The 15,862-nt window shown below is 69.9% G+C and carries 15 protein-coding genes; 5 read left to right on the forward strand and 10 right to left on the reverse strand.

What is annotated here, in order from left to right; all coding sequences use genetic code 11:
- The first annotated feature begins 98 nt into the window (after nt 1-98).
- Both BM393_RS11820 and BM393_RS11825 read left to right on the forward strand, forming a co-directional pair.
- A complete protein-coding gene (locus BM393_RS11820; RefSeq protein WP_091725600.1) occupies nt 99-524 on the forward strand; it encodes a tripartite tricarboxylate transporter TctB family protein in 426 nt (141 codons plus the stop codon).
- 10 nt (nt 525-534) lie between these two features.
- Nucleotides 535-2,094 (forward strand): tripartite tricarboxylate transporter permease, encoded by a 1,560-nt coding sequence (locus BM393_RS11825; RefSeq protein WP_091725603.1) that lies wholly within the window; start codon nt 535-537, stop codon nt 2,092-2,094.
- A 170-nt stretch (nt 2,095-2,264) separates the two neighbouring features.
- Here BM393_RS11825 and ureG read toward each other — a convergent pair whose 3' ends face one another.
- The 7 genes from ureG to ureA are packed head-to-tail and all read right to left on the reverse strand — an operon-like array spanning nt 2,265 to nt 7,191.
- Nucleotides 2,265-2,933 carry an urease accessory protein UreG gene (gene ureG, locus BM393_RS11830; RefSeq protein WP_091725606.1) on the reverse strand — a complete coding sequence of 223 codons (669 nt, stop codon included), beginning with the start codon at nt 2,931-2,933 and terminating at the stop codon, nt 2,265-2,267.
- Nucleotides 2,930-3,643, reverse strand: coding sequence for an urease accessory protein UreF (locus tag BM393_RS11835; protein ID WP_091725611.1), 714 nt, complete (start codon nt 3,641-3,643; stop codon nt 2,930-2,932). Before BM393_RS11835 ends, ureG begins: the two co-directional genes overlap by 4 nt.
- Nucleotides 3,615-4,268: an urease accessory protein UreE gene (gene ureE / locus BM393_RS11840; protein WP_091725614.1), complete on the reverse strand. Its 654-nt coding sequence runs from the start codon at nt 4,266-4,268 to the stop codon at nt 3,615-3,617. Before ureE ends, BM393_RS11835 begins: the two co-directional genes overlap by 29 nt.
- Entirely contained in the window at nt 4,269-5,987 is a 1,719-nt protein-coding gene (ureC, locus tag BM393_RS11845; protein WP_091725617.1) for an urease subunit alpha, read from the reverse strand.
- On the reverse strand, nt 5,987-6,292 hold the full coding sequence (locus BM393_RS11850; protein WP_091725620.1) for an urease subunit beta: 306 nt from the start codon (nt 6,290-6,292) through the stop codon (nt 5,987-5,989). Before BM393_RS11850 ends, ureC begins: the two co-directional genes overlap by 1 nt.
- Nucleotides 6,289-6,879 carry a HupE/UreJ family protein gene (locus BM393_RS11855; RefSeq protein WP_091725624.1) on the reverse strand — a complete coding sequence of 197 codons (591 nt, stop codon included), beginning with the start codon at nt 6,877-6,879 and terminating at the stop codon, nt 6,289-6,291. The genes BM393_RS11850 and BM393_RS11855 overlap by 4 nt, the downstream gene beginning before the upstream one ends.
- Nucleotides 6,880-6,888: 9 nt before the next feature.
- On the reverse strand, nt 6,889-7,191 hold the full coding sequence (gene ureA / locus BM393_RS11860) for an urease subunit gamma (protein ID WP_091725629.1): 303 nt from the start codon (nt 7,189-7,191) through the stop codon (nt 6,889-6,891).
- Between the two features lie 110 nt (nt 7,192-7,301).
- Here ureA and BM393_RS11865 point away from each other — a divergent pair, with 110 nt between their 5' ends.
- Nucleotides 7,302-10,859: an ATP-binding protein gene (locus BM393_RS11865; RefSeq protein ID WP_091725633.1), complete on the forward strand. Its 3,558-nt coding sequence runs from the start codon at nt 7,302-7,304 to the stop codon at nt 10,857-10,859.
- The gene (locus BM393_RS11870) at nt 10,856-11,917 is read left to right on the forward strand and encodes a response regulator (RefSeq protein ID WP_091725638.1); all 1,062 of its coding nucleotides are present in this window, start codon (nt 10,856-10,858) and stop codon (nt 11,915-11,917) included. The genes BM393_RS11865 and BM393_RS11870 overlap by 4 nt, the downstream gene beginning before the upstream one ends.
- 14 nt (nt 11,918-11,931) lie before the next feature.
- Here the strand turns inward: BM393_RS11870 and BM393_RS11875 are convergent, their stop codons facing one another.
- From BM393_RS11875 to BM393_RS11885, 3 genes are all read right to left on the reverse strand, one after another.
- Entirely contained in the window at nt 11,932-12,714 is a 783-nt protein-coding gene (locus tag BM393_RS11875; protein WP_091725643.1) for a hypothetical protein, read from the reverse strand.
- Nucleotides 12,715-12,716: 2 nt separating this feature from the next.
- On the reverse strand, nt 12,717-13,061 hold the full coding sequence (locus BM393_RS11880; RefSeq protein WP_091725648.1) for a TA system antitoxin ParD family protein: 345 nt from the start codon (nt 13,059-13,061) through the stop codon (nt 12,717-12,719).
- Nucleotides 13,062-13,195: 134 nt separating this feature from the next.
- Entirely contained in the window at nt 13,196-14,197 is a 1,002-nt protein-coding gene (locus BM393_RS11885; RefSeq protein WP_141225316.1) for a DUF3395 domain-containing protein, read from the reverse strand.
- Nucleotides 14,198-14,508: 311 nt separating this feature from the next.
- Between BM393_RS11885 and urtA the strand changes: the two genes are divergently transcribed.
- Nucleotides 14,509-15,795: an urea ABC transporter substrate-binding protein gene (gene urtA / locus BM393_RS11890; protein WP_091725655.1), complete on the forward strand. Its 1,287-nt coding sequence runs from the start codon at nt 14,509-14,511 to the stop codon at nt 15,793-15,795.
- Nucleotides 15,796-15,862 lie beyond the last annotated feature (67 nt).

The raw sequence follows: 15,862 nt of genomic DNA on the forward strand, positions 1-15,862 counted from the left end.
GGATCCCTTCATGGACCGGTCGCTGCGCAGAAACGCGTACGACACGGACCGGCGCGACCGGAACCATGGGCACATCTCGGACCTCCCCGGTGTGCCTCATGACCCTCAATCGATCGCTCGCGAGAGGCTTGTTCCTCGCCGCGGTGGCCCTGTTCTTCGGACTGGGCGCGCTGCGTTATCCCATCGGCCGCATGGACCATGCCGGTCCCGGGCTGTTCCCACTGATGATCAGCGTCCTGCTGGGCCTGGTGGCGCTGGCCACCATCGTGCGCGGCGTCGTCGCGGGCGGCCCCGGGCTGGACTTCAAGGTCCGCAACATCGGCCTGATCCTGGCGGCGCTGTGCGCGTTCTCGCTGGTCTCGCGCTTCCTCAACATGTCGGCCGGCATCGTGGTCATGGTGTTCATCGCCACGGCCGCGGGCAGCAACTACTCGTGGAAGCGCAACGTGGTGATCTCGATCGGCCTGCTGGCCATCGCCTTCATCTTCCAGAAGTTCCTCGGCCTCAACCTGCCGCTGCTGTAAGGACCCGGCCATGGACATCCTGCACAACCTCGCCTTCGGCTTCGAGCACGCGCTGACCTGGCAGAACCTGATGTTCTGCGCGATCGGCTGCGTGGTGGGCACCCTGGTCGGCCTGCTGCCGGGCCTGGGCCCGCTGGCCACCATCAGCGTGCTGCTGCCGCTGACCTATTCGATCCCGGTCAACGGCGCGCTGATCATGCTGGCCGGCATCTACTACGGCGCGCAGTACGGCGACAGCGTCAGCGCGATCACGATGAAGATCCCGCACGCCAGCTCCATCGTGGCCTGCATCGACGGCTACCAGATGACCTTGAAGGGCAAGACCGGTCTGGCGCTCTTCACCGCGGGCATCTCGAGCTTCATCGGCGGCACCGTCGCCATCGTCGTGCTGGCCTGCCTGGCGCCGACGCTGGGCGAGGTGGCCTTCCTCTTCGGCCCGGCCGACTACTGCGCGCTGATGCTGCTGGGCTTCCTGTGCGTGAGCTTCGTGACCACGGGCAGCCTGCTCAACGGCTTGGCGATGTGCCTGATCGGCGTGCTGTTCGGCCAGATCGGCACCGACGTCAACTCCGGCATGGAGCGCTACACCTTCGACATGCCCTTCCTGGCCGAGGGCGTGGGCCTGGTCAGCATCGCGCTGGGCTGCTTCGGCATCGCGGAGATCTCCAAGAACCTGGACGCGAAGAACGAGCGCACGCCCTTCAACGGCAAGATCCACCTGATGCCGACCTGGGCCGAGTTCAAGCGCATCATCCCCAGCGCGCTGCGCGGCAGCGTGGTGGGCTCGGTGCTGGGCATCCTGCCCGGCGGCGGCCCGACGATCGCGCAGTTCGCCGCCTATGCGGTGGACAAGAAGGTCAGCAAGTACCGCCACGAGATCGGCGACGGCGCCATCGAGGGCGTGGCCGGCCAGGCCGCGGCGGACGAGTCGGCCGCGCGCACCAGCTTCATCCCGCTGATGAGCATCGGCATCCCGGAGAACCCGGTGATGGCGCTGATGATGGCCGCGTTCATCATCAAGGGCATCCAGCCGGGGCCCAACATGATCGGCGGGCACCCCGACATCTTCTGGGGCCTGGTCGCCTCGATGTGGGTGGGCAACGTGTTCCTGGTCGTGCTGAACGTGCCGCTGGTGCGCTACTGGCTGTCGGTCTTCAAGATCCCGTACAACGTGCTGTTCCCGTCGATCCTGTTCTTCTGCTGCATCGGTACCTTCAGCGTCAACAACAACCTGGACGACATCTTCGTCACCGCGGCCTTCGGCCTGGCGGGCTACATCTTCATGCGGCTGGACATGGACCCGGCGCCCTTGATGCTGGGCTTCATCCTGGGCCCGATGCTGGAGGAGAACTTCCGGCGCGCGATGCTGATCAGCCGCGGCAAGTTCGACGTCTTCGTGCAGCGCCCGATCAGCGCGACGCTGCTGGGCATCATCGCGATCTTCATCGCCTGGCAGTTCATCGCCTTCCTCCTGGCCAATCGCAAGGGCGCCAAGCCGGCGGCGGGCGGTCATGACGACGACGATGCCCAAGGCAAGGACGGCGGCGGGGTGACGCCGCAGGTGGCCTGAGTCCACCCCCATCGGCTCGGCCCTCGGGTGGGTGCGAGTCCGGCTCGGTCCCTTTCGGCCGTCGCCCGCGATCGCGGGCGGCGGCTTTTTTGTCGCCGGCGGCAGACGGCCGCGTGAGCTCAGACCTTGCGGGGCCACACGCCGCCGTCGAGCCGCATCGCGGCGCCGGATCAGCGACTGCCGAGCATCCCCTTGCGCTCGATGAACGCGACCACCTCGTCCAGCCCGCTCAGCGTCTTGAGGTTGGTCATCACGAAGGGCCGCGTCGGGCGCATGCGTTTCGTGTCCGCTTCCATGACCTCGAGGTTGGCGCCGACGTGCGGCGCGAGGTCGGTCTTGTTGATCACGAACAGGTCGCTCTTCGTGATGCCGGGGCCGCCCTTGCGCGGGATCTTCTCGCCAGCGGCGACATCGATCACGTAGATCGTCAGGTCGCTCAGCTCCGGGCTGAAGGTCGCGGCGAGGTTGTCGCCGCCGGACTCGATGAAGACGACGTCCGCGTCCGGGAACTGCGCCAGCATGCGGTCGATCGCCTCGAGGTTGATCGACGCGTCCTCGCGGATCGCCGTGTGCGGGCAGCCGCCGGTCTCCACGCCCATGATCCGCTCGGCGGGCAGCGCGCCGCTGACGGTCAGCAGGCGCTGGTCTTCCTTGGTGTAGATGTCGTTGGTGATGGCGACCAGGTCCCAGCGGTCCCGCATCGCCTTGCACAGCATCTCCAGCAGCGTCGTCTTGCCGGAGCCGACCGGACCGCCGATGCCCACCCGCAGCGGCGGCAGCGTCTTGGTGCGTCCGGGAACGTGATGCAGCGGCGAGGCGTGGGGCGTGGTGGTGCTCATGATCGGAACAGTCGGGAGTACTGGGTTTCGTGGCGCGCCGCGAGGATGGACAGCATCGGCGCGAAGAGCTGGCGCCGCGCGGGCGGCGTGGCGACGGCCTCGGCCACCGCGGCGGGGATCTCGGCCGCCAGCCGCGCCAGCACGCGCTGGCCGGCGGTCTGGCCCAGCGGCACGGCCTTCAGCGCGGCCTGCACCTGGTTCTCGGCCCAGCCGAAGGCCTGGGCGTGCAGCGCCTGGTCGACGGGCACGTCGATCGTCGACAGCGCGAGCGCCATGACGAAGGCATGGTGGGCGGGCCGCCCCTCGCCGCAGTCGACCAGCAGCGCCAGCTGCGCCGCCGTGGCCATCGGCTGGCCGCGCAGCCAGACGAGCAGGGACTGCCCCATCTGCTCGCTCTGCAGCCGGGCTTCGGCGCCGTCACGCGTGGTACGCAGCCAGCGGGCCAGCGCGCGCAGCGCCGGTTCGTCGCCGGCGCGCCAGGCGACGATGCCTTCGGCGATCGCCGCCAGGTCGCCGCGCGCGAGCAGCCGCAGCTGCTGGCTCAACCAGGCGCCGGCGCTCGCGTCGTCATGCACGTGGCCGTGCTCGACCGCCGCCTCCAGCCCCTCGGAGTAGGAGAACGCCCCGATCGGCAACGCCGGCGACGCGAGCCAGACCAGCCGCAGCAGCGGCGGGACGGGATCAGTGGTCGTGTCCACAACCCGGGCCATGCACGTGCGGCGTCGTGGCCGACTGGATGGCGATGGTCTTCTTCGGCGCGGCCGCGGGCGCTGGGGCATGGCTGTGCTCATGCGCATGGCCGTGCTCGTGCTCGTGTGCATGGTCGTGCCCATGGCCGTGGTCATGTCCATGGCCGTGGCCGTGGGAGTGCCCGTGGCCACCAGCCGCATAGGCGCCGCCTTCAGGCTCGAAGCCCTCCTCCACCGCGTTCACGATCAGGTGCATCGCGCGCAGCATGTCGGCCAGCACATGGTCCGGCTCGATCTTGAGGTGATCGGGCTGGAGCTCGATCTGCACATGGCGGTTGCCCAGGTGATACGCCGCGCGGACCAGGTCGAACGGCGAGCCGTGCGACGCGCACGCGGTGATGCGCAGCAGCGGCTGCGGCGCGGCGATCACGCGCACCAGCGAGCCGTCCTCGGCCACCAGCACGTCGCCGCCGCGCACCGCGGTGCCGCGCGGCAGGAAGACGCCGAGCTCGCGGCCCTGGTTGTCGGTGGCCTGGAAGCGGCTCTTCTGGCGCGTGTCCCAGTCGAGCGTGACGGTCGCCGCGCGCTTGAGCAGCACCGGCGCGAGACCGGCGCCCTGCGCCAGCAGTTTGGAGACTTGGATCATTCAGAACAGGAAGTAGCGCTGCGCCATCGGAAGCACCGAGGCGGGCTCGCAGTGCAGCAGCAGGCCGTCGGCGCGCACCGCGTAGGTCTGGGGATCGACCTCCATCCGCGGGGCGTAGGCATTGTGGACCATGTCCTTCTTGCCCACGCCGCGGATGCCCTTCACCGCCACCGCCGTCTTCGCGAGCCCATAGCGCGCGGCCACGCCGCCCGCGATCGCGGCCTGCGACACGAAGCTCAGCGAGGCCCGCGCCAGCGAGCCGCCAAAGCTGCCGAACATCGGCCGGTAGTGCACCGGCTGCGGCGTCGGGATCGAGGCGTTGGGATCGCCCATCGCAGCCAGCGCGATCACGCCGCCCTTGAGGATCAGCGAGGGCTTGACGCCGAAGAAGGCCGGCTTCCAGATCACCAGGTCGGCCCATTTGCCGACCTCGATGCTGCCGACCTCGTGACTGATGCCGTGCGCGATCGCCGGATTGATCGCGAGCTTGGCCACATAGCGCTTCACGCGGCCGTTGTCGTGGCGCTCGGAATCGCCGGGCAGCTGCCCGCGCTGCTGCTTCATCTTGTGCGCGGTCTGCCAGCAGCGCAGGATCACCTCGCCCACGCGGCCCATGGCCTGCGAGTCGGAGCTGAACATGCTGATCGCGCCGAGGTCATGCAGGATGTCCTCGGCCGCGATGGTCTCCTTGCGGATGCGGCTTTCGGCGAAGGCCAGGTCCTCGGCGATCGCCGGGTCCAGGTGGTGGCAGACCATCAGCATGTCGACGTGCTCGTCGAGCGTGTTGATCGTGTACGGCCGCGTCGGGTTGGTGGAGCTGGGCAGCACGTTGGCCTCGCCCACCACCTTCAGGATGTCAGGCGCATGGCCGCCGCCGGCGCCTTCGGTGTGGAAGGTGTGGATGGTGCGGCCCTTGAAGGCCGCGACCGTGTCCTCGACAAAGCCGCTCTCGTTGAGCGTGTCGGTGTGGATCGCGACCTGCGTGTCGGTTACCTCGGCCACGTCCAGGCAATTGGAGATCGCCGCCGGCGTGGTGCCCCAGTCCTCGTGCAACTTCAGGCCGATCGCGCCGGCCTCGATCTGCTCGACCAGCGCTTCCGGCCGGCTCGCGTTGCCCTTGCCGAGGAAGCCCAGGTTCATCGGGAAGGCATCGGCCGCCTGCAGCATGCGCTCGATGTGCCACGGCCCCGGCGTGCAGGTGGTGGCGAAGGTGCCGGTCGCCGGACCGGTGCCGCCGCCCAGCATCGTCGTCACGCCGCTGGCCAGCGCCTCCTCGATCTGCTGCGGGCAGATGAAGTGGATGTGGGAGTCGATCGCGCCGGCGGTGACGATCGCGCCCTCGCAGGCGATGACCTCGGTGCCGGGACCGATGACGATGTCCACGCCCGGCTGCGTGTCCGGATTGCCGGCCTTGCCGATGGCGACGATGCGGTGGTCCTTCAGGCCGATGTCGGCCTTGACGATGCCCCAGTGGTCCAGGATCAGCGCATTGGTCAGCACCGTGTCGACGGCGCCCTGCGCGCGGGTGCGCTGCGACTGCGCCATGCCGTCGCGGATGGTCTTGCCGCCGCCGAACTTCACTTCCTCACCGTAGCCGCCGGCGCGCAACGTCAGGTCGTCCTCGACCTCGATGACGAGCGCCGTGTCGGCGAGCCGGACGCGATCGCCCACGGTCGGGCCGAACATCTCGGCATAGGCGCGTTTGCCGATGCGGGCCATCACAGCGCTCCCTGGATCAGGCCGCGGAATCCCCAGATCTCGCGCAGGCCGGCGATGTCGACCAGCTCGACGGTGCGTTGCTGGCCGGGCTCGAAGCGCACGGCGGTGCCGGACGCGATGTTCAGGCGCATGCCGCGCGCGGCCTCGCGGTCGAAGCTCAAGGCGGCGTTGGTCTCGGCGAAGTGGTAATGCGAGCCGACCTGGATGGGACGATCCGCCGCGTTGACCACGGTCAGCACCAGCGTGCGGCGGCCCGGATTGAGCTCGAGCTCGCCGGCGTCGGTCAGCAGTTCGCCGGGGATCATGCGATCACCAGCCGGGTCAGCAGGCCCAGGCCCAGCAGCGCGATCGCGCCGCCGGCCGCGCGCGACCAGACCGGCGCCAGCGCGCGCAGCTTCAGCCCCAGCGCCAGGCCGCCCGCATGCAGCAGCGCCGTCGCGAGCACCATGCCCACGAGCGCCGCGCCGCCGCCGAGCTCGGCGCCATGCGCCAGGCCGTGGAAGACGGCGAACGCCCCGACCAGCGCGGCCGATGCCGTGGCGCCCAGCCGCCAGCGCGCCGCGGCGACCAGCCCCAGCACCAGCACCGAGGCGGCGACCATCGGCTCCACGCCCGGCACCGCGAGGCCCTGCGCCCCCAGCCCCAGGCCCGCCAGCGCGCCGACCAGCAGCAGCCCGGCGAAGGCGAAGGGCGCGGCCAGCATGCGCCGGCCGGTCTGCGTGAGCGCGCTCCACAGCCCCACGGCCAGCATCGCGGCGAGGTGGTCCAGGCCGGTGAACGGGTGCATGAACCCGGCCGTCAGGCCATGGTCATGGGCGGCGTCGCCGGCATGGGCGGCGGCCACGGCGGGCAGCGCGGCAACGGCCGTCGCGACGAGGAGGCGTCGGATCATGGGAGGTCCTCAGGGAATCGGTTGATGGACGGTGACGAGCTTGGTGCCGTCGGGGAAGGTGGCCTCGACCTGGATGTCGGGAATCATCTCGGCCACGCCGTCCATGACGTCGTCGCGGGTGAGCAGCTCGCGGCCGGCCTTCATCATCTGCGCGACGGTCCGACCCTCGCGGGCGCCCTCCATCACGGCGGCGCTGAGGTAGGCCACGGCTTCGGGGTAGTTGAGCTTCAGGCCCTTGGCCTTGCGCCGCTCGGCGAGCAAGGCGGCGGTGAAGATCAGCAGCTTGTCTTTCTCTCGGGGCGTGAGTTCCATGGCCTTGAGCGGGTGGGCGGCGACGCGCCATTCTTGGATGCCGGTCCACCGCTAGCAAGCCCCATGCCGGTGCGGGCACGGTTCATGCATTTCCCGCCCTGCCCCGCCCCATGGACACACCGCCCGCCCCCCAGGACGCCCCGCAGCACATCATCAAGCTGCGGCGGGACTACAACGCCTGGGTCGCCCGCGAGACGCTGGAGGACTACGCGCTGCGCTACACGCCGCAGCGCTTCCGGCGCTGGACGAGATGGCGCGTGGCCAACACCGCCTTCGGGGCGGCGTCCTTCCTGATCCTGGAGGCGGTCGGCGCGACGCTGCTGCTGCAGTACGGCTGGACCAACGCGGCGCTGGCCATCCTGGCCACCGGCCTGATCATCTTCCTGGCCGGCCTGCCGATCAGCGTCTACGCGGCGCGGCATGGCGTCGACATGGACCTGCTGACGCGTGGCGCCGGCTTCGGCTACATCGGCTCGACACTGACCTCGCTGATCTACGCGAGCTTCACCTTCATCTTCTTCGCGCTGGAGGCGGCGGTGATGGCCTACGCGCTGGAGCTGGCGCTGGACATCCCGCCGCAGTGGGGCTACCTGCTGTGCGCGCTGGCCGTGATCCCGCTGGTCACCCACGGCATCTCCGCCATCAGCCGGCTGCAGCTGTGGACGCAGCCGCTGTGGCTGGCGCTGCTGGTGCTGCCCTTCGCCTGGGTGGGGTGGCTTCATCCTGGTGCATTCGACGGCATCACGACCCAGATTGGGTCGCAATCGGGAACCGCGGCCTTCGACGCGCACGCCTTCGGTGCGGCGCTGACCGTCGGCGTGGCGCTGATCACGCAGATGGGCGAGCAGGCCGACTACCTGCGCTTCATGCCGCGCCAGACCGCCGCGAACCGACTGGGCTGGTGGGCCGCGGTGCTGGCCGGCGGCCCGGGCTGGATCGTGCTGGGCGTGCTGAAGATGCTGGGCGGCGCGCTGCTGGCCTACCTCGCGGTCAGCCACGCGGTGCCGGCGGAGCGCGCGGTCGACCCCAACCAGATGTACCTCGCCGCCTACGAGTACGTCTTCCCGCAGTACGGCTGGGCGGTCGCGGCGACGGCGCTGTTCGTCGTCGTCTCGCAGCTCAAGATCAACGTCACCAATGCCTACGCGGGCTCGCTGGCGTGGAGCAACTTCTTCTCGCGGCTGACCCACAGCCATCCGGGACGCGTCGTCTGGGTCGTGTTCAACACGCTGATCGCGTTCATGCTGATGTCGATGAACGTCTTCGAGGCGTTGGGCCATGTGCTGGGCCTGTACGCCAACGTCGCGATCGCGTGGATCATGGCCGTCGTCGCGGACCTGGTGATCAACAAGCCGCTGGGACTGTCGCCGCCGGGCATCGAGTTCAAGCGCGCCCATCTCTACGACGTGAACCCGGTCGGCGTGGGCGCGATGGCGCTGGCCTCGGTGCTCTCGGTGGCGGCGCACCTCGGGCTGATGGGCACGCTGGCGCAAGCCTGGTCGGCGGCGATCGCGATGGTGACGGCGCTCGCGAGCGCACCGCTGATCGCCTGGGCGACCAGGGGCCGCTACTACCTCGCCCGCCCGGCGGCGGAGATCCCGGCGGCCGGCACCGAGGCCGTGCGCCGCTGCGTGATCTGCGAGCGTGACTACGAGGGCCCCGACATGGCCCACTGCCCGGCGTACCGCGGCTCGATCTGCTCGCTGTGCTGCACGCTGGATGCCCGCTGCGGCGACCTGTGCAAGCCGCACGCCAGCCTCTCGGCGCAGTGGTCGAGCGCGCTGCGCCGGGTGCTGCCGCGCCGCGGCTGGGCCTACATCGACACCGGGCTGGGCCACTACCTGCTGCTGATGCTGGTCATCACGCCGCTGCTGGCGACGCTCTTCGGCCTGCTCTATCACCAGCAGCTGCAGCAGCTGCCGCAGGTGCCGCTGATCGATGCCGCGGCGCAGGACGCCCTGCGCGCGAGCGTGCGCGCGGGCCTGCTGAAGGCCTTCTTCGCGCTGCTGCTGGTGGCCGGCACGGTGGCCTGGTGGCTGGTGCTCGCGCACCAGAGCCGCGAGGTCGCGCAGGAGGAATCCAAGCGCCAGACGCAGGCGCTGATGCGCGAGATCGATTCGCACCGCCGCACCGACGAGGCGCTGCAGGGCGCGCGGCTGCAGGCCGAGCGCGCGCAGGCCGCGGCCGAGGCGGCCAACCAGGCCAAGAGCCGCTACATCAGCACCATCAGCCATGAGCTGCGCACGCCGCTGAACAGCATCCTGGGCTACGCCCAGCTGATGGCGGCGGACGCGGCCCTGCCGCCGCAGCGGCGCCAGGCGGTGCAGGTCATCAAGCGCGGCGGCGAGCACCTGATGCAGCTGATCGACGGCACGCTGGACATCGCCCGCATCGAGGCCGGCCGGCTGAGCCTGGAGCCGGGGCCGGTCCGCTTCGACGAGCTGCTGCGCGAGCTGGCCGACATGTTCGAGCCGCAGGCCGCGGCCAAGGGGCTGCGCTTCCGCTTCGAGCCGCAGGGCGCGCTGCCCGGCTGGGTGCGTGCCGACGAGCAGCGGCTGCGGCAGATCCTCATCAACCTGCTGGGCAACGCGATCAAGTTCACCGCCGCGGGCGAGGTCACGCTGCGGGTGCGGCACGGCCGCGAGATGGCGACGCTGGAGATCGCAGACACCGGCCCCGGCATGGACGCCGCGGAGCTGGCGCGCATCTTCGAGCCCTTCGCGCGCGGAACCCGCGGCACCGGTGGCGCGCCGGGCGCGGGATTGGGGCTGACCATCGCGAAGATGCTGACCGAGCTGATGGGCGGCGAGATGTCCGCGACCAGCACGCCGGGCCAGGGCTCGACCTTCCGGGTGCGGCTGTTCCTGCCGGAGCTGCACGGCCGCATCTGGGACACGCCGCGCATGCGACGCGTCGCCAAGGAGCGCATCGGCCTGGACGGCGCGTCGCCGCGGGTGCTGGTGGTCGACAACGAATCGGATGATCGCCACTTGCTGATCGAACTGCTGGAGCCGCTGGGCTTCACCGTCCGCGAGGCTTGCAGCGGTCACGACGCGCTGGACCTGGTCGCCGCCGGCTGGGTGCCCGACGCGGTGCTGATGGACCTGGCGATGCCGGGCATCGACGGCTGGGAGACGATCCGGCGGCTGCGGCGCATGCTGGGCGACCTGGGCGTGCAGGCGCCCGCCGTGGCGGTGGTCTCGGCCAACGCGTTCGAACGCGGCCAGGACAATGACGCCGGCATCGCCGCACGCGACTTCATCCTCAAGCCGGTGCGCCATGAACTGCTGCTGGACTGGCTGACCGAACGGCTGTCGCTGGCGTGGCGGGCGGCGCCGGACCGGAGCGTGGCGCCGTCCGCGCCGGCAGGGGCCGCCGCCACGTCGACCGCGACATCGACGGCCACATCGACCGCGACATCGGCCGCCACGCCGGTCGCGGTGCCGCCGCCGGCCCGCCTGGCCGGGCTGCGCGAGGCGCTGCAGCTGGGCTACTACCGCGGCGTGCTGCAGCAGCTCGACGCGATCGAGGCGGCCGATCCGGCCTGGCGTGGCTTCTGCGACGCGCAGCGGGCGCTGGCGCGCCAATTCCAGTTCGAGGCGATGCTGCGCGGCCTGCCGCGCGGCGAGGACCTCCCGAGACCGACCGAGTTGGGTGACCCGAGATGAACTCCGCGCTTCCTTCCGCCGTCACGACGCTGCTCGACCAGCAGCAGGGCGATCGCGTCCTGATGGTCGACGACGTGCCCGACAACCTGTCGCTGCTGCATGACGCGCTGGATGAGCACGGCTACACGGTGCTGGCGGCGACGAACGGCGAGGCGGCGCTCGCCTGCGCCCGGCAGGGGCGGCCGGACATCGTGCTGCTGGACGCGATGATGCCGGGCATGGACGGTTTCGAGGTCGCGCGGCGGCTGAAGGCCGATCCCTCGACGGCGCACATCCCCATCGTCTTCATGACGGGGCTGACGGAGACCGAGCACCTCGTCGCCGCGCTGCAGGCGGGCGGTGTCGACTACGTGACCAAGCCGCTGGATCCGCGCGCGGTGCTGGCGCGCATGCAGGTGCACCTGCAGGGCGCGCGCCAGGCCCGCCAGACGCGGCAGGCGCTGGACGCCTTCGGCTACGCGAGCATCGCGGTGCGGGCGTCGTCGGGCCGGCTGCTGTGGCAGACGCCGCTGGCCCGCGAGCTGCTGCAGCTCTACTTCGGCACGGTCGCGCCGCAGACGCCCGCGCCGGTGCTGGCGTGGCTGCGCAAGACGCTCGACGAGATGGCGCGCCAATCGCCGGGCGACGGTGCGCCGCCGCAGGAGCCGCCGCGCCTGTGCGCCGAGCTCGGCGCGCGGCGGCTGAGCTTCCGGCTGCACCACTGCATCGGCGGCGAGGAGCCGAACGGCGCGGGTCCGGAAGCGGCGGCCGGCGTCGGCGCCGCATCAGGCGCTGCGGGCGGCGACTGGCTGATCGTCATGCGCGAGGTCTCGGACGCCGCGGTGATCCGCTCGCTGGGCCTGGCCTTCAGCCTCACCGCGCGCGAGGCCGAGGTGCTGTACTGGGTCGTCAAGGGCAAGATCAACCGCGACATCGGCGAGATCCTGGGCGCCAGCCCGGCGACGGTGAAGAAGCACCTGGAGCGCATCCACGCCAAGCTCGGCGTGGAGACCCGCACCGCAGCGGCCGCGATGGCGCTGACGCGGGTCAGGGAGATGCATCCGCAGTGGGAGGTGTGAGGCGCCCGCGGCGCTCACGCGCGGCCGGTCGCCCGTTCCTCCTGAAGCCGCCGGACCGGATCCAGCTGGACCGCGCAGGCGGGCACCATGGCTTCGAGCAGGTCGGCATCGATGGCCTCGAGGATGTCGATGCCGTACTGGCGATGGGCCCGGCGTCCCGCAGAGCTCTTGGAGAGTTGGAAGATGCGTTGAATCTCCGCCCCGAGGCGGGCCGCGAACTCGGCGTTTCCGCACGCCTGCGAGAACAGCGCCGCCTTGGCAACCTGCACGGCCCAGCGCGCCTGGGTTTCGACGTGCGATCCCTTGCTGTCCCGGAGCCCCGCGAGGTTGTGGATGCGCGACTCCAGCACGTCGAAAGGGCTCATCACCCGCAGGAGCTGTCCCTCGGCGATCTCAAAGCTCAAACATCCGGCAATGACCCGCCGAGTGAAAACACCGCATTTCTCCAATCCGCCCGTGGCGAACAGCAGATGGAGGATGTCGACATTGCCTTCCTTCCTGGCAGGGGCCGGGATCCTGACCTGGGCGACCAGAGAGGTCCGTGCCGTCTTTCGGGGCAACTCCACGCGGGCGCCCAGCCGCCTGGCCAGTTCGTGGGCATCCGAGACATCCCCGATCACGTCAGCGTCAGCGGTGATCGCCGCGCCGTGCGTCGATATCCCGTAGCGCTTCATCCAGAAGCCCAGCGCCTGACCTCCCACCAGGATGACGCCAGCCGGCAGGCTGGTGAGCACCCGATCGAGCAAGCGCCCCTCGAGAGCAGCTTCTTCGTCGGGCAGTCGCGGTTGCGTCGTCATGGTCAGTAGGGTGAGTCCAGGGCCCTCGCATTCTTGGCCCGCTCTTCGGTGAACCAGATCGACTCCGAGGGCTGGGACGCTCCGGACTTGATCGCCTCGATGTCCCGTGCCTGCTCGATCCGTTTGGCGGCCCGCAGGTCGTCCTCGATACGCGCCATGGCCTGCGTGCCGTGATCGCCCCGCAACAGCTCCAGCAGCAATTGCGAGCGGACGCCGGAGTTCTCCAGCGCCTGGCCGATGCGCGCCCAGAACTCGACCTGCTGCGCGGCGGAACGGGCCACGTACTCGCCGGTCTCCTGGGCATCTCGGAACAGCTGATTGCTGATCCGGATCGAATTCGAACTCATCGCACCTCCGTAGCAGTTTGCACTCAGAAGATGCACTCTGCCACACTTTGGGGGTCCACGGAGCAAAAGCAACGAAGGCCCCTTGCGGGGCCTTCGTCCTTCATCGATCAGGCGATCCTGGATCGCCTCCGTCTTCAGGGCAGGCGCAGGCGGTCGCCCTCGCGGATCACGGCCGTCTGCTCGCGGCCGCGGCCGATCACGTAGTACACGGTCAGGACCTTGGACTCGCCGTAGGCCGGGTCGCCGCCCGCCAGGTCGTTGTCGGCCTGCACGTCGAGGCGGCCGCCGCGGCTGATGTTGCGCAGGCGCTCGGTCACGTCGACGTAACGGCCGCCGCTGCCGTAGGTCGCCCGCACGATCGTCAGGCGCTGGCTCGGCGGACCGTAGTCGCCACCACCGGCGCCCGGCCGGCCGTCCCAGCCGCCGTTCCAGCCGCCCTGGCCCCAGTCGCCACGGCCCCAGCCGGTGAACTGGCCGCCGTCGATCCAGGCGCCCTCGCGGTAGTCGAAGGTGCGCACCTGGCCGCTGCGATCGCGGGCATAGATGCGCAGCATCTTCGTGCGGCCGACCGCCGGGTCGTCGCGGAACAGGTCGTTGGTCACCCGCACCTTCGCGTCGCGGCGCGCCAGTTCGCGCAGGCGGCCGGTGACATCGATGCTGGCTTCGGGCACGCCGTAGCGCGCGCCCAGGATGGCGTACGCACCGTCGTCATGGCCGCCGGGACCGTCCCAGCCGCCGCTGCCGCCGCCCTGGCCCCATTCGCCGCCACGCCAGCCGGTGAAGTCGTTGCCGTCGATGATGTTGCCCTCGCGGAATTCGAACACGCGGGTGTCGCCATCTCGGTTACGCGCGTAGATGCGCAGCACCTTCGAGCGCCCCACGTCCGGGTCGTCGCCGAAGAGCCCGTTGGTCACCCGCACGCGGTCGTCGCGCCGCGCCAGTTCCTTCAGCTGGCCGGTGACGTCGATGTTGTGCTGGGGCGTCCCGTAGCGCGCATTCAGGATCTGCCAATCGCCATCGTCGCGCGCCCAGGCGGAGCCGCCCGTCAGCATCGTCGCCAGCAGCATCAGCGCCGCCAGCAGCCATCGCGCCCTCGCGCGGTCCGGCCGCCGGGCCGGCAAGGGGGTCGAACTCATCGCCATCGCAGTCATCGTTCTGCTCCTGTTTCTTTCCTGTTGTCCGGAGTCGGGGACCAACCCCTGCGCCTGCGGCCCTCGGCCGCGCTCCGAGGAGGGGCCGGATGTTGCCTCAACGGCAGGGGTTTCCCGATGGTGCACGCACGTTTCTTCGAGGTGTTACGAGCGGTCACCGCCCCGCCACCCCCACGCACGCGCCCCGCATACGCCATGTGCCGTATATGCCCCGCAGGCCCGGCTTCCTAGCATCCGGTCACTTCCCGAAGTCCTGTGAAGTCCGCCGACGTCCTCTTCATCCACCGGAGCTCCCCATGTCCTCGCATCCGAAAGCCCCCCGCCGCTTCACGCTCAAGACCCTGGCCGTCGCCGGCGCGCTCGCCGGCCTGAACCTCGCCGCCCTGCCCGCCTTCGCCGCCGACACCATCAAGGTCGGCGTGCTGCACAGCCTGTCCGGCACGATGGCGATCTCCGAGACCGTGCTCAAGGACACCGTCCTGATGGCCATCGACGAGATCAACGCCAAGGGCGGCGTGCTGGGCAAGAAGCTCGAGCCGGTGGTCGTCGACCCCGCGTCCAACTGGCCGCTCTTCGCCGAGAAGACCCGTCAGCTGCTCACGCAGGACAAGGTCTCGGTGATCTTCGGCTGCTGGACCTCGGTGTCGCGCAAGTCGGTGCTGCCGGTGGTCGAGGAGCTCAACGGGCTGCTCTTCTACCCGGTGCAGTACGAGGGCGAGGAGCTCAGCAAGAACGTCTTCTACACCGGCGCCGCGCCCAATCAGCAGGCGATTCCGGCCGTCGACTACCTGATGTCCAAGGACGGTGGCGGCGCCAAGCGCTGGGTGCTGCTGGGCACCGACTACGTCTACCCCCGCACCACCAACAAGATCCTGCGTGCCTACCTGAAGAGCAAGGGCGTGAAGGACAGCGACATCGACGAGAAGTACACCCCGTTCGGCCACAGCGATTACCAGACCATCGTGGCCGACATCAAGAAGTTCTCGGCCGGCGGGAAGACGGCGGTGGTGTCGACGATCAACGGCGACTCCAACGTGCCGTTCTACAAGGAGCTCGGCAACGCCGGGCTGAAGGCCAAGGACGTGCCGGTGGTGGCGTTCTCGGTGGGCGAGGAGGAACTGCGCGGCGTGGATACCAAGCCGCTGGTGGGACATCTGGCGGCGTGGAACTACTTCATGTCGATCAAGAACCCGACCAACGATGCCTTCATCAAGAAGTGGGCGGCGTATGCGAAGGCGAAGAACATCCCGGGCCACAAGGACAAGCCGCTGACCAACGATCCGATGGAGGCGACCTACATCGGCATCAACATGTGGAAGCAGGCGGTGGAGAAGGCCAAGTCGACCGACGTCGACAAAGTGATCGCCGCGATGGGCGGGCAGACCTTCACCGCGCCGTCGGGTATCACGTCCAAGATGGACGAGAAGAACCACCATCTGCACAAGTCGGTGTTCATCGGCGAGATCCGCGCGGATGGCCAGTTCAACGTGGTGTGGAAGACGCCCGCGCCGGTCAAGGCCAAGCCGTGGAGCCCGTACATCGCGGGCAACGAGGGCAAGCCGGATGAGCCGGTGAAGAAGTGAGCGAGAAGGCCCTCCCCCCGGCCCTCTCCCGCTTGCGGGAGAGGGAGGGGTGAGGGCCAGCGTCCTG

This window comes from Mitsuaria sp. PDC51 (genome assembly GCF_900113225.1).
GTDB lineage: Bacteria > Pseudomonadota > Gammaproteobacteria > Burkholderiales > Burkholderiaceae_C > Roseateles.

Coding starts and splice junctions, on each gene's coding strand:
- BM393_RS11870 (WP_091725638.1), top strand. CDS start 10,856: ATGAACTCCGCGCTTCCTTCCGCCGTCACGACGCTGCTCGACCAGCAG.
- BM393_RS11865 (WP_091725633.1), top strand. CDS start 7,302: ATGGACACACCGCCCGCCCCCCAGGACGCCCCGCAGCACATCATCAAG.
- BM393_RS11875 (WP_091725643.1), bottom strand. CDS start 12,714: ATGACGACGCAACCGCGACTGCCCGACGAAGAAGCTGCTCTCGAGGGG.
- BM393_RS11820 (WP_091725600.1), top strand. CDS start 99: ATGACCCTCAATCGATCGCTCGCGAGAGGCTTGTTCCTCGCCGCGGTG.
- ureE (WP_091725614.1), bottom strand. CDS start 4,268: ATGATCCAAGTCTCCAAACTGCTGGCGCAGGGCGCCGGTCTCGCGCCG.
- BM393_RS11825 (WP_091725603.1), top strand. CDS start 535: ATGGACATCCTGCACAACCTCGCCTTCGGCTTCGAGCACGCGCTGACC.
- BM393_RS11885 (WP_141225316.1), bottom strand. CDS start 14,197: ATGAGTTCGACCCCCTTGCCGGCCCGGCGGCCGGACCGCGCGAGGGCG.
- ureC (WP_091725617.1), bottom strand. CDS start 5,987: ATGGCCCGCATCGGCAAACGCGCCTATGCCGAGATGTTCGGCCCGACC.
- BM393_RS11835 (WP_091725611.1), bottom strand. CDS start 3,643: ATGGCCCGGGTTGTGGACACGACCACTGATCCCGTCCCGCCGCTGCTG.
- ureG (WP_091725606.1), bottom strand. CDS start 2,933: ATGAGCACCACCACGCCCCACGCCTCGCCGCTGCATCACGTTCCCGGA.
- urtA (WP_091725655.1), top strand. CDS start 14,509: ATGTCCTCGCATCCGAAAGCCCCCCGCCGCTTCACGCTCAAGACCCTG.
- BM393_RS11850 (WP_091725620.1), bottom strand. CDS start 6,292: ATGATCCCCGGCGAACTGCTGACCGACGCCGGCGAGCTCGAGCTCAAT.
- BM393_RS11880 (WP_091725648.1), bottom strand. CDS start 13,061: ATGAGTTCGAATTCGATCCGGATCAGCAATCAGCTGTTCCGAGATGCC.
- ureA (WP_091725629.1), bottom strand. CDS start 7,191: ATGGAACTCACGCCCCGAGAGAAAGACAAGCTGCTGATCTTCACCGCC.
- BM393_RS11855 (WP_091725624.1), bottom strand. CDS start 6,879: ATGATCCGACGCCTCCTCGTCGCGACGGCCGTTGCCGCGCTGCCCGCC.